The organism is Mesorhizobium sp. C268A, assembly GCF_040324475.1.
Classification (GTDB): domain Bacteria; phylum Pseudomonadota; class Alphaproteobacteria; order Rhizobiales; family Rhizobiaceae; genus Mesorhizobium.
In genome coordinates this window covers 5,417,430-5,430,329 of record NZ_JAMYVX010000001.1, presented here as the reverse complement: position 1 = coordinate 5,430,329, position 12,900 = coordinate 5,417,430, and the positions used below count along the sequence as shown (strand labels likewise).

At 62.2% G+C, this 12,900-nt stretch carries 11 protein-coding genes; 2 read left to right on the top strand and 9 right to left on the bottom strand.

All coding sequences use genetic code 11. The annotated features are described in order from the left end of the window. Positions 1–14: 14 nt before the first annotated feature. The 3 genes from NKL06_RS26490 to uxuA all read right to left on the bottom strand — a co-directional run bounded on the left by NKL06_RS26490 (position 15) and on the right by uxuA (position 4,536). On the bottom strand, positions 15–1,187 hold the full coding sequence (locus tag NKL06_RS26490) for an alanine racemase (RefSeq protein ID WP_031207959.1): 1,173 nt from the start codon (positions 1,185–1,187) through the stop codon (positions 15–17). Continuing rightward, the gene (locus tag NKL06_RS26485; protein WP_023691364.1) at positions 1,184–2,473 is read right to left on the bottom strand and encodes a D-arabinono-1,4-lactone oxidase; all 1,290 of its coding nucleotides are present in this window, start codon (positions 2,471–2,473) and stop codon (positions 1,184–1,186) included. Before NKL06_RS26485 ends, NKL06_RS26490 begins: the two co-directional genes overlap by 4 nt. Before the next feature lie 878 nt (positions 2,474–3,351). Continuing rightward, positions 3,352–4,536, bottom strand: a complete 1,185-nt coding sequence (uxuA, locus tag NKL06_RS26480; protein ID WP_023691365.1) for a mannonate dehydratase — start codon at positions 4,534–4,536, stop codon at positions 3,352–3,354. A gap of 82 nt (positions 4,537–4,618) precedes the next feature. On the opposite strand from uxuA, the gene NKL06_RS26475 reads away from it, so the two are divergent. Beyond that, on the top strand, positions 4,619–5,404 hold the full coding sequence (locus tag NKL06_RS26475) for an SDR family NAD(P)-dependent oxidoreductase (RefSeq protein WP_023691366.1): 786 nt from the start codon (positions 4,619–4,621) through the stop codon (positions 5,402–5,404). 49 nt (positions 5,405–5,453) lie between these two features. On the opposite strand, the gene NKL06_RS26470 is transcribed toward NKL06_RS26475, so the two are convergent. Next, a complete protein-coding gene (locus NKL06_RS26470) occupies positions 5,454–6,290 on the bottom strand; it encodes an amidohydrolase family protein (protein WP_023691367.1) in 837 nt (278 codons plus the stop codon). Positions 6,291–6,359: 69 nt separating this feature from the next. Then, positions 6,360–7,889 carry an MDR family MFS transporter gene (locus NKL06_RS26465; RefSeq protein ID WP_031210315.1) on the bottom strand — a complete coding sequence of 510 codons (1,530 nt, stop codon included), beginning with the start codon at positions 7,887–7,889 and terminating at the stop codon, positions 6,360–6,362. Positions 7,890–8,005: 116 nt separating this feature from the next. On the opposite strand from NKL06_RS26465, the gene NKL06_RS26460 reads away from it, so the two are divergent. Then, on the top strand, positions 8,006–8,644 hold the full coding sequence (locus NKL06_RS26460) for a MarR family winged helix-turn-helix transcriptional regulator (RefSeq protein WP_023691369.1): 639 nt from the start codon (positions 8,006–8,008) through the stop codon (positions 8,642–8,644). 74 nt (positions 8,645–8,718) lie between these two features. Here NKL06_RS26460 and NKL06_RS26455 read toward each other — a convergent pair whose 3' ends face one another. The 4 genes from NKL06_RS26455 to NKL06_RS26440 are packed head-to-tail and all read right to left on the bottom strand — an operon-like array spanning position 8,719 to position 12,885. Next, positions 8,719–9,921: a mandelate racemase/muconate lactonizing enzyme family protein gene (locus tag NKL06_RS26455; protein ID WP_023691370.1), complete on the bottom strand. Its 1,203-nt coding sequence runs from the start codon at positions 9,919–9,921 to the stop codon at positions 8,719–8,721. An 8-nt stretch (positions 9,922–9,929) separates the two neighbouring features. Then, positions 9,930–10,256 (bottom strand): NIPSNAP family protein, encoded by a 327-nt coding sequence (locus tag NKL06_RS26450; RefSeq protein ID WP_023691371.1) that lies wholly within the window; start codon positions 10,254–10,256, stop codon positions 9,930–9,932. A 47-nt stretch (positions 10,257–10,303) separates the two neighbouring features. Further along, complete coding sequence (locus NKL06_RS26445) at positions 10,304–11,662, bottom strand: mandelate racemase/muconate lactonizing enzyme family protein (RefSeq protein WP_286457382.1); 1,359 nt, start codon at positions 11,660–11,662, stop codon at positions 10,304–10,306. Between the two features lie 56 nt (positions 11,663–11,718). Continuing rightward, positions 11,719–12,885, bottom strand: coding sequence for a mandelate racemase/muconate lactonizing enzyme family protein (locus NKL06_RS26440; RefSeq protein ID WP_023691373.1), 1,167 nt, complete (start codon positions 12,883–12,885; stop codon positions 11,719–11,721). Positions 12,886–12,900 lie beyond the last annotated feature (15 nt).

Sequence of the window (12,900 nt, the reverse complement as noted above, 5' to 3'; positions counted from 1 at the left end):
TTCGTGGAATTGCTCTACGAAAACGGCAGTGCGGCCCATTGCTCGACGAATTTCCCGCCGGAATAGACCTGGATCGAACTGAACTGCTGTAGCACGAATTCGCTCTGGGTCGGACGCAGGAAGGCGTAGTCGTCAGGCCCGACATTGACGTTGTCGGGCAGCGCCATGAATTGCTGATTGGTCGAAAAGCCGAACGTCTTGTCGGTCTTCATCCCCACGGGATGGACGGGCTTCGCCATCCATTTTCCGCCATAGAGAAAACAGCCGCGCCGCGGCAACAGCCCGAGCTTCTGCAGCAGCCAGGAGCGCTGGTCGAGGCCCGGCGCCTGGACATCGACCACTTTCAGGATCGGCGTCGCGATGAATGCGGCAGGCCGCAATTGGCTGAGGCTCGGCACATCGAAATCGGTCGGCAGCATAAAAGCCGATCCGATGGACAATTCATTGGCGCCGACCCAGCTGTCATAGAGCAATGCGGTGCTGCTGCCGCCAAGATTGAGGATCTTGCGCTGGTCGGCGGCAAGGCAAGCGACATACTGGCGAAACAGGCTGATCGCCTTGACGCGCGCCTTGGCCGGTCCTCCCAGCAGTTTGGGGATATGGCCGATATGCGCCTCGTAGGCCATGACGCCTTCGCATTTCAGCCGCGGGTAATTCGCCAACGCGGAAACTGCCCGGGCCAGTGAGTCGGGATCGCTGATACCGCCGCGATGAAGGCCGACATCGACCTCGAAGCAGACGCGCAGCTCGCGGTCGAGCTCGGCGGCAAGCGAGCCATAGGCGGCCAGCCGCTCCTCGGTATCGATCAGCCAGACGATGCGCGACGTAGCTTCGCCGAGCCCGGCGAGAACGCCCTTCGTCAGCGCGTGCCTGGCGCCGGCAACCGGCATCGGCTTGCCCAACAGGAGATCGACTTGGGGAAACACTTTCAGCATCTCGGCGCTGATCGGCAGATGAAAGGTCATCAGCCTGTCGGTCGCAAACGCCGCGCGGATATGGTCGATCAGCGGCAGGCATGGCAGCGACTTGTCGACGAGGCGCAGATCGAGGCCCGTGGCGAACTTCGCCTTGATCGCAGCGATGTTGTGATCGAGCCGGTCGAGATCGAGCACCAGGCAAGGCTGAAAGATCCCGGCTGCCCTGAGCGCGCCCGACATTTCCGCGAAATAGGTGTCGGTCAGGCTCATGCCGCGACGCCGAGCAGCCTGGCAATATAGGGCGACACGAAGCGGTTGTCCGGGTCCATCTCGCGGCGGACCGCCATCGCATCGTTCCAGCGCGGATAGAGCGCGCTCAATTCCCTTGATGTCAGGCTGTGCATCTTGCCCCAATGCGGGCGGCCGCCGCGCTTCCTGAAGATCGGCTCGGCGGCGTTGAAGAACGCCATCGGATCGCGCTCGACGCCGTGATGGATGGCGATGGAACAGGTTGGGCGCTTGTAGAAGGGGCTGAGCCAGACATTGTCGGGCGCGACGACGCGCACCTCCATCGGAAAATAGACCTCTGGAAACCGCGTCTCGAGCAGCGCAATGATTTCGCTGAGTGCGGGCGCCCCTTCCTCGAACGGCAGGTGGTATTCCATCTCGTTGAACTTGACGTTGCGCTCGGAGGTGAAGACCTTCAGCCACTCCTCGACATAATCCTCGGCCGGCACCTTGGCGAAGGCCGAGCCGATGAGACGGCGGCGCAGCCAAGGGAGCCAGCTGAGATAGTCGCGCAGTTTTCTCAGCGTCGTCACCGCATCGTCGTCTTCCGTCGGCGGACGCACCGTCGCCGGCGCCTCGGTGATGTCGCTGGCAATCAGCAGCGCCTGGCCCGAAAACGGCACGTAGTAGAACTCGGCCGAACGATGCGCCGTCATGGTGCTTTCGAATTGCGCAAGCACATCGGCGATCGGCGCCGTCCAGCGGCGGTGCCGCATCCGGTAGCTCGCCACGTTGCGGATCGTCACTTCGGTGACGGCGCCGAAAGCGCCGAGCGAAGCGCCCATGGCTTCGATCATGTCGGGGCTCTTGGCACGGTCGAACTCTTTCAGCGCGCCACGCCCGTCGACGATCTGCATCGCCTCGAGCTGGGTGTGGTACGCGCCAAGTGTGATGCCCGAGCCGTGCGTGGCGGTGCCGAGCGCCCCGCCGAACGCCTGCTTGTCGATGTCGCCCATGTTCGGCAGCGCCTGGCCGACGCCGTGCAACAGCTTTGCCAGCGCGCCGATCTTGGTGCCGGCGCCGACCCGCGCCGTCAGCTTGGCCGGATCATGCGACCTCAACCCCTCGAAGCGATCGAGCGACAGGATGGTCCCGTCATTCTTAACCAGAGGCGTGAAGGAATGGCCCGTGCCAGCAAATCGAACTGGTCCCGGCGAGTTGCGAATGGCACCACTCAGCTCATCGAGACTCTGCGGTTCGGCAAAAGCCTGCGGCGTGGCCGTGACATAGCCCGACCAATTGCTCCACTGGCTGATAGCCTCTCCCAAAATTGCCTCCCTGGGACGCCGGCTTTGCCGGTCTTTCTCCTAGCGCTAAATAATATGATACATACTCAGCTTTTCGGATATGATACATTGTCAGCTTTCTGTCAACCTGGCAATCGGAGGTGTCTTGTGTGGTCCCGTGTTCAAGTGCATGGCCTTTCGCCATGATTGGGCGCATTCCGATAGTGAGATTATCTCTAGGCAATTAAAAGGACAAACAATGATACAAATATAATTAAAACAATCTGCTTAAATCTCAGCACAAGAGCTCTGCGCTCATCCCGTTTTATTCTGATTTTTATTTCATGTTCGTCATACTTTATAGACCCATAAAACATGCAGCATGCTAACAAAACCAAAAAATACCTCTCCTACCATGGCTTTCTCGGAAGTCACTACTGCCAAACGCAACCACCCATCCGCCAATTCCGTAAATAACCAATGTTGAAGTGAATAAAACGAAAAGCATCGAGAAAACGTATAGTTTCTTTAACGCATTCCGAGACCGTCGTGCCCATCCATCACTACAGTTCCCTTGCTTGCACGAACGTAAATCAATACTGCATTATTCGTGCTTCATACTTGATTTCCGAGTACCCCTCTAGCTCACCTCGGGGCAACGGAACTTCACTACACAATAGCACGCCGCCAGGTCGTGGGGCGAACGGCTAGGTTCCTCGTCCGTCAGCGAGCCGCGCGCTGTACTAAGGGCCATGCAAATCCATGAGGGCAACCGGCTGTATCACGAGCCTCACCGCGACCGGGCGATCGTGATCGAGCGTGGTATCTGATTGTCATCGGACGACATTCCGCGCCGGCCGCATTATCTACAGCTACGCACGCTGAGCCGGCGTCGGCATTGAACGCAGTTCGTTGCCCCTTCAAGCCAGCCCAAACGTTTCCACGGCCCGCATGATGCCGCGCAATTCGGCCAAGCCCTTCAGGCGGCCGATCAGCGAGTAGCCGGGATTGATCCTTGTCTTGCCGATATCGTCGGCGAGCAGGTGGCCATGGTCCGGCCGCATCGGGATTTGCCAGTCGGCGCGGCCCTCCTTGCGGCGGCGCGCCTCCTCCTGCATCAGCGCCAGGATGACATGCGCCATGTCAGTGCCGCCTTCGAGATGCTCGGCCTCGTAGAACGAGCCGTCATCCTCGATGGTGATGTTGCGCAGATGGGCGAAGTGGATGCGGTCGGCGAATTCCTTCACCATGGCGACGATGTCGTTGTCGGCGCGCGTGCCATAGGAACCGGTGCAGAACGTCAGGCCATTGGCCTGGCTGTCGACGGCATCGAGAATGAAACGCGCATCCTCGGCGGTCGAAACGACGCGCGGCAGGCCGTAGAGCGAAAACGGCGGATCGTCGGGGTGGATACACATGCGCACGCCCTCCTCTTCCGCCACCGGAATGATCTCGCGCAGGAACCACGCGAGGTTGCCGCGCAACTCCTTCGGCCCGATTCCGTCATAGTCCGCAAGCGCCTCGCGAAAACTGTCGCGGTCATACTTGCGCTCTGTAGCCGGCAGGCCGGCGATCAGATTGCGCTCGATCTGGTCCATCTTCTCTGGCGACAATTCCTTCAGCCGCGCTTCCGCTTGCGCAATACGCGCCGGCGTGTAGCTGTCAGCACCGTTCTTGCGCTTCAGCACGAACAGATCGTAGGCGGCGAAATCAACGGCATCAAAACGCAGGGCGTAGCCTGTCGTCGGCAGACGGTAGGCTAGATCGGTGCGGGTCCAGTCCACCACCGGCATGAAATTGTAGCAGATCGTGGCGATGCCGGCCTTGGCCAGCGCGCGGATCGAATCGCGGTAATAGCCGGCATAGCGCTCGCGTTCCTGCGCGCCGATCTTGAAGGAATTGTGGACCGGAATGCTCTCGACGACCGACCAGGTCAGCCCTGCTTCCTGGATAATGCGCTTGCGCTCCAGCACTTCGGCCTCAGGCCACGCCCGGCCGTCATAGATATGGTGGAGCGCCGAGACCACGCCGGTGGCGCCCGCCTGCTTGACATGATCGAGCGTCACCGGATCATCGGGCCCATACCAGCGCCAGCATTGTTCCATTTCGGCTTTCCTTCTGCGACAGGTTGGCAACTTATTGTTGGACCCCGATGGGAGTCGATAGAAAATGGAGGAGTTTTTAGAAATGACGGATTTCGACGGCAAGGTCGCCCTGGTGACCGGGACGACCGGAATCGGCCTGGCAACCGCCACACGCCTTGCGGCCGGTGGCGCCGCAATCATCGCCTGCGGCATCGACCGCGCCGCCAACGCGGCGATGAAAGCGCAACTAGAAAGTGCTGGTGCCGCGGTGCTGGTCATCGACACCGATGTGTCCGTCTCCGATCAGGTGCGCGACGCGGTCGCGGCTGGCGTCGCGAAGTTCGGCGGCCTGGATGTCATCGTCAATTCAGCCGCCGTCCATCCCTATGGCACGGCGACGACCACCGACTGGGAAACCTGGAACCGAACGATGACGGTCAATGTCGGCTCGATCTACCTGACCGCGCATTTCGGCATTCCGGAAATGATCAAGCGCGGAGGCGGCGCCATCGTCAACGTCGCCTCGGTGCAGGGCTTTGCCTGCCAGCAGAACGTCGCCGCCTATGCCACGACCAAGGGCGCCATCCACACGCTGACGCGCTCGCTGGCGCTCGACTACGCGGCATCAGGCATCCGCGTCAATTCGGTCAGCCCGGGCTCGATCCGCACGCCGATCCTGGAGAAGGCTGCGCGCGGTGACGGCGGCAGCGATGCCGATGTCGAAGAGGCCTACAAGCGCTTCGGCGCGGCGCATCCGCTCGGCCGTATCGGCGAACCGGAGGAAGTGGCGGAACTCATCGCCTTCCTGTGCTCGTCGAAGGCCGGTTTCTGCACCGGCGCGGACTACAGGATCGATGGCGGCCTGACGGCAGGTATTGGCGTGAAGTAGCGCTATGATGGCGTTCTGCGCGCTTGCAGGCAATCGGTGTCCGACCGCGCTACAGCTTCCACATCCGCTTGGCATTGCCCGACAACAATTTCGTCCTCTCCTCAGGGCTGGCGCCCGCGATCAGCGCGTGTGTCGCCGCCACCCAGGTGGCAAGGCCACCGCCAAGCGTGCACACCGGCCAGTCGCTGCCCCACACGACGCGGTCCCAGCCGAAAATGCCGATCGTGTGCTCGACATAGGGGCGCAAGGTCTCGACGGTCCATGAGCCGGCATCGGCATAGGCGACGACACCGGAGATCTTGCCGATGACATTGGGACGCCGCGCGATCTCGGTCATATGCTCGCGCCACGGATGTTCCGCACTGGCCTTGATGTCGGGCACGCCGCAATGGTCGAGCACGAACTGCACATCCGGCGCCAGATCGGCGAGCGCAACCGCCCTTGGAATCTGATGCGGCAGGACGACGAGGTCGAAGGTCAGGCCGGTGCCGGCAAGCCGCTTGATGTTTTCGCGAAACAGCGCGCTGTCCGAAAGCTCGTCCGGCATGACGTGCAGCACGCGACGGAACCCCTTGACGAAGGGATCGGCCTGCTGGCGCTCGAGATAGGCGGCGAAACCGGCCTCCTCCGGACGGCAGGAGGCGATCGCCCCGCGCAACAGCGTGCCCTTTTCCAGCGACTGCGCCTTCACATGGCTGGTCTCGGCCTGGATGTCGGCTTCATCGACGTCGACCTCCATATGCAGCGCGGCCTCGATGCCGGCGCGGCGGGCCTGGATCGCATATTCTGCGTGCGGGAAATCGCGGTTGAGCGCCGGCTCGCGGCTGAGCCAGGGATAGCGCAGCGCCGACAGGTCGATCAGGTGCAGATGAGTGTCGATGATCATGGCTGTCCTCCTCGGTGATTTCAGATCATCGCCAAATGCCTAAACCCAGCGCATGACACAAGCTTTGGCTCAGGCCCGCTTCGGGATCTCTTTGTCCTCGAGCAGCAGCGTCAGCCCCATGGCGACGAAATAGAGCGCCGCCACCCAGATGAACATCACGTTGAAGCCACTGGAGTAATGGTCGAGCACCACTTCGCGGATCGCGCCCGGCAGGCTCGATGCGAGGTGCGGCGTCAACCCGTTCAGGCCACCCGGCAGCAGGGCGGCGGCGTCTGCAGGAAGCTCGGCTGTCTGCCGGTTCAGCGCCCAGATCATCACCGCGCCGTTCAGCGCCAGACCCAGCGATGCTCCGAGCGTCCGCGCCTGGGTGATCAGCGACGTCACCGCGCCGATATCCTGCAGCGGTGCCGCCGCCTGGATCGCCACGATCAGCACCTGGAACTGCAGGCCCATGCTGATGCCGAACACAGCCATCATCGTTGCCAGCACCCAGATCGGCGTGTGCTGGTTGGTGAGGACAAAGCCCAGCATCAGAAACCCGCCAATACCCATGGCGACCACCGGCATCCATTTGTAGCGTCCGGTTGCGGCAATTACCCGCCCGGCGACGATCGAGATGACCATCGATGTCAGCGACGCCGGCAGGAACAGGAAGCCGACTTCGGCCGGGCTGAGACCCGTCAGCGTCTGCATGTAGAGGGCGAAATAGAAGAACATGCCCAGCGTCACCGTTCCGGCGACCAGCGACACGCCCGAGACGATGCTGACCGTCGAATTGCCGAACAGCCGCAGAGGTACGATCGGCTCTTCGGCCCGCCGCTCGACCATGACGAACAAGGTGATGGCGACTAGTGCCAGCAGCGGCAGCGCGAAGGTGATGAGGTCCGGTCCGCTGGGGTCGAGCACGTGGTAGCCCCAATAAACGATCGCCGTCGTGCCGGTGGCGAGCAGCACGCCGCCGAGATAGTCGATGCGGTGCCGCTTTTCGTTGAACCGGCTGCGCATGGCGAAGGCCAGCACCGCCAGCACGATGATCCCTATCGGCAAATTGACCAGGAACACCCAACGCCAGCCGAACAGGCTGGTGATGTAGCCGCCGGCCAGCGGGCCGAGCACCGACGACAGCGCGAACACCGCCGAACTGTAGCCCTGATATTTGGCGCGGTCGCGCGGCGAAAACAGTTCGCCGATCATGGCGAAGGCCGAAACCATCAACCCACCCCCGCCGATACCCTGCAGCACGCGCGCGGCGATCAAGCTCTCCATCGACCATGCCATGCCGCAGACCAGCGAGCCCAGCAGGAACAGGCCGATCGCCGTCAGCACGACATTCTTGCGGCCATACATGTCGCCAAGCTTGCCGTAGAATGGCGAGACCGCGGCGGTCGAGAGCAGGTAGGCGGCACCGACCCAGCCGAACAAATGCAGATTGCCGAGTTCGCCGGCAATGGTGGGCAAGGCGGTGACGACGATCTGCATGTCGATGGTTGCCATGAACATGGCGATCAGCGCGCCGAAATAGACGATCAAGGTCGTAAGGTCGGGCCTGACTTGGGCCTCCACGGGCGCTGTGTCCGGCAGCGTCTGCTCGACAGTCATCGGTGTCTCCGTAGCTTGGGGCGCGATTTATGTGCCCACAGCCGAGAGGTGTCAACCAGATATGTGCGCGCAGCATATAATTGACATCAGCATATATTCTTGCTAACGCGCTATGGATGAGCAGCAACGCATCCAGCAGTCCGGACCGATTTCCATCCCTGTTCCAGACGCGCGGCGATCGGGACCTCGCCGGTCTGGCGCGCGGCAGCGGCCTGTCCGAACCGGCGGCCGAGGCCGTGGCCGCCATCGATGCGGTAATGAGCAAGGTGCGCCGCTCGATCCAGCGCCGCGACTTCGGCCGCATGATCCTGGCGCGCGTAGACCCTTCGCTGGAAGTGAGCCATCTCGATGCGATCAGCGCCATCGCGAACAATCCGGTTTTCAGCGATACCCAGCAGGATGAGGTGACGGTTGGCGTCATCGCCGAGCGCCTCGAGACCGATCCGTCGCGCGCCAGCCGCATCGCGGCCGACCTCGTCGAACGCGGCTATGCCTGCCGTGTCGCATCGCAACGCGATGCCCGCCGCATCTGCCTCAAACTCACCGCCAAGGGTGAGCGCCTCGTGGCGGCGGTGCGCCAGACCAAATGGCGGATTTTCGCCGGATCGCTGGCACAGTGGGATGAGCAGGACCTAGTAAGGTTCGCCACCTTGCTGGAACGCTTCGCCGGTTGGGCCATGGACGAAGCCGGGATGAAAAGATCCGCCGAGGCCGTCAAGCAGTTGATGGACGAGATGCTGCCCGAAACGAAATAGGCGGCACGGCGTGGACGCTCACCCATGTGTGCGAGCCGTTCGATAGCCCTTGACGCTCAGGTCGCGTCGGATCGTTATCGGCCGAAGAAACCGGCGTCCTCTTCCGCAAGGTACTTCTTCGCTGCTTCGGCATCGATGTCGACACCCAGTCCCGGCGCTTCGAGCAGGTCGATCATGGAGTCCTTCACGATCTGCCCCTTGGGCAGGCCGACGACGATGTCCTCCCACCAGGGGTCGGAGGCGCTGGGATATTCGAAGGCGATGTAGTTGGCCGGCAGCGTGGCGCAGACATTGATCAGCGCACCGAGGCCCAGCAGACCGTTCGCCGTGCCGTGCGGCGCCATCATGATCGAGTGCATGTAGGCGTGCTCGGCCACCCATTTGAGCTCGGCGATGCCGCCGATGTCGGCGGGATCCGGACCGATGACGCGAACCGCCTGCGTCTCGATCAGTTCCTTGAAATTATGACGCAGATAGATCTGCTCTCCGGTGTGGATGGGCGTGGACGTCGATGTCGTGAGTTCACGGTAGGCCTGTGGATTGACCCATGGCACATAGTCTCCGGTCAGCATATCCTCCAGCCACATCAGATTGTACTTTTCCACGGCCCGCGCGAAGCGGATGGCGTCGGGCAGGAACCAGCCGGGGCCGCAATCCAGCGCCAGCGAGACCTTGTCGCCAAGCACCTCCTTCATGGCGATGACGCAGTCGATCATATGCGCCATGCCGCGCTCGCTGATCTGCCCCTGGTCCATCGCGCCGTGATAGGTCGGCGGCTGACGCACGCCGTAGTGGAAGTCGGGGACGCTGGTCTTCATGTTGGAATGAAAGCTGATGCCTTGCTTGACCATGAAGAAAGCTTCCGGCCGCTCCATCATCCATTTGACGTCGGCCGCGTAATCCTCCGGCCTGTCGCCGGTGCGCTTCTTGCGGATGGAACCGTTATAGACCCGAACCTTGTCGCGCACCTTGCCGCCAAGCAGCTTGTAGACCGGGACGCCGGCGGCCTTGCCGGCGATGTCCCACAGAGCGTGCTCGATGGCGCTGACGGCGGCGCCATAGGGCTTGAACGAACCGCGCTGACGGATCTTCAGCATGCAACGTTCCACATCCGTCGGATCCTCGCCGATCAGCGCGTCGCGGAAATGCAGCACCCAGGGTTTCAGATAAGGCTTGGTGTACTCGACCTCCCCGAGGCCATGGAGGCCTTCGTCGGTGACGATGCGCACGATGGGGTGCCTGCCGATGACGGCGCACCTGAGATCGGTGATCTTCATGATGTCCTCTATTTCACCGACGAGAAGGCGGTTGGCGCGAGAAACTGGCTGGAAATATTGGCCAGGATCGGGCCATCGCGCTCAGACTCGTCGCGGGCCTCGAGCCATGCCCGATCGGTGGTGAAGGCCTTCCATTTCACTTCGCGCTCGGCAAGGGATTCCCAGGCGATGAAATAGGTCAGTCGATTGCTGCTTTCGCCGACCACCGTGGTGAAGAACCCGGCCTGGCGGATGCCGTGCTTGTCCCACAGCGCCAAGGTATGGTCGTTGAAACGCTTGAGCAGCGCCGGGAGTTGGCCCGGCAAGCAGTCGTAAATGCGAAGTTCGTAGATCATGGTCCATCCTTCTGTTCACCTCTCCCTCCGAGGAGAGAAGTGTAGAGTCAGCTCCAGGTGCGGTCCCAGGAATATTCGTCGTCCCAGTGATCGGTCGGTTGCCAGATGCCGGTGACGCCGGGCTGCAGGTGCTGGCTGATCACTTCGTCGACGATGTCGTCGATGCCCAGACCAGGCTTGTCGGGCACGGTGATGAAGCCGTCCTTGACCAGCGGCTTGGGCAGGCCGGTGACGATATCGTCCCACCAGTCGACTTCGACGCTGTGATATTCGAGCGCCATGAAGTTTTCCGTCGCCACCGCGACATGCGCGGCGGCCATTGCCGCGATCGGGCTTTCCGCCATGTGAATGGCCATGGCGACGCCATGCTCCTGCGCCGCGTCGCCGATCTTCTTGGTCTCGAGAATGCCGCCGGTGGTCAGCAGATCCGGATGGATGACCGAGATGCCGGCGTTGAGCAGCGGCTCGAAGCCTTCCTTGAGGTAGATGTCCTCACCGGTGCAGATCGGCACCGAGGTCGCCTGCTGCAACTGCCGATACTGCTCGGTGTACTGCCAGGGGATCACGTCCTCGAGCCAGGCCGGTGCGTATTTCTCGATCCGCCGGGCCAGACGGATGCCGTCCTGCAGCGAGATGTGGCCGACATGGTCGATGGCAAGCGGAACCTCGTAGCCGATCACCTCGCGGACCTCGTGGATATATTGGTCGAGCAGGTCGATGCCCTTTTCGGTGAAGTGGAGGCCGGTGAAGGGATGCGGCACGTTCTGCGCATCATAGGCGGCGTTGCGCGCCCGGCGCTCGTCCAGCGTGCGTACCCGGCCGCGGCCGGCATGGGTGCGGAAACCATCGAGCACGCCGGCGGGCGCGACCACCGCGCCGGGGATGTGAGAAATCTGCGCCAGGCCGAGGTCCATCTTGAGGAAGGTGAAGCCAAGGTCCATCCGCGCCTTCAGCCGCTTGCCGGTCTCGGTGCCGCTGGGTTTGTCCGCGTCGGTGTCGCAATAGACACGCACCTTGTCGCGGAACCGTCCCCCCAGCATCTGGTAGATCGGCACGCCGTACGCCTTGCCAGCGAGATCCCACAGCGCGATCTCGATTGCCGAGACACCGCCGCCTTGCCGCCCATGGCCGCCAAACTGCTTGATGCGCCGGAACAGCCGGTCGACGTCGCAAGGGTTCTCGCCCAGCAACCGGCTCTTGAGCATCAGCGCATAGGTCGCGCTGGCGCCGTCGCGCACTTCGCCCAGGCCGACAATGCCCTGGTTGGTGTAGATCTTGACCAGCGCGGAGGTGAACGGCGCGCCGACGATCTCGGCAACGCGCAGGTCGGTGATGCGCAGGTCGCTCGGCCTGGAGTTCGTATTTACCCGATTGAGCGCCTCGCCGGCGCTACCCGTCTTTGCCATGGCTTATCCTCGTTCTGATTGGTGGCGCCCCGCACCCCCGGCCTGCATAAGCGTTGCTAGCCAAGCTCTATCTCGTGGGCCTGCAGGTAGTCTCGGTTCATCTCGACACCGAGACCCGGCTTCGACGCCAGCTTGAGGCTGCCGTTCGAGACATCGAGTGGCTCGTCGATGAGGTGATTATATTTGTCCAGGTTCCACTCCGACGTTTCGAGCTTGTAGAAGTTGGGAACCGTCATCATCACCTGCGCTCCCGCAACCACATTGATCGGTCCCGCGGCGTCATGGGGCGAGACCGGGATGTAGTAGGCTTCGCACAGGGCGGAAATCTTCTTCAGTTCGGTAATGCCGCCGGTCCAGGTAACGTCCGGCATGATGTAGTCCGCAAGCCTGTTCTCGAGCACCGGCACGAAATCCCATTTGGTGTGGCCGCGCTCGCCCCACGAGATGGCGGCACTGACCTTCTCACGCACTTGCTTGAGAGCATTGAGGCTTTCTGGCGGGCATGGCTCCTCGAACCAGTCGATCTGGCCGGCTTCCTCGAGGCTTCGGCAGAGGCGAATGGCGGTGGGGACGTCGAAGCGGCCATGCGCGTCGATGAGAATGTCGACATCGGGCCCCGCCGTTTCACGGATCAAAGCCGTTAGTTCGGCAGCCTCGCGCTCGTCCTTGCGGGTCATGCTGCCATCGAGGTAGCCGTCCCGCTGTTCGCGCGCCAAGCCATCGGCGATGCGGCCCTGGTGGGGGAAAGGATCGAACTTCAGCCCGGTGTGTCCGGATTCGACGATGTCTCGAATTTCGCGGACCACAGCCTCCTTGCTGGTAAACTTGGCCTGGTTGGGATGGGTATAGAGCGCGATTTCATCGCGCACCGGTCCGCCCAGCAGCTCGTAGATCGGCTTGCCTAGAACTTTGCCGCGAATGTCCCAGAGCGCCATGTCGATAGCGCTCACGCATTCGACCGCGGCGCCGCGGCTGCCCATATAGGTGAAGCTGCGGAAAATCTTGTGCCAGAGATGCTCGATGCGCGCCGGATCCTCACCTGTGACGGCAACACCGATCTGCCGCAGGATCGTGCACAGCGCGCGGTTGGCGAGCCTTGTGGTGGTGGTGATTTCCCCCCAGCCACTCACCCCTTCGTCGGTCGTCACCTCGACGAACAGGAACTCTCCCCAATAGGAAGCATCGGACTTGATCAGCCACGGCCGAACGCTCGTGATTTTCATCTCTCAACTACCTCT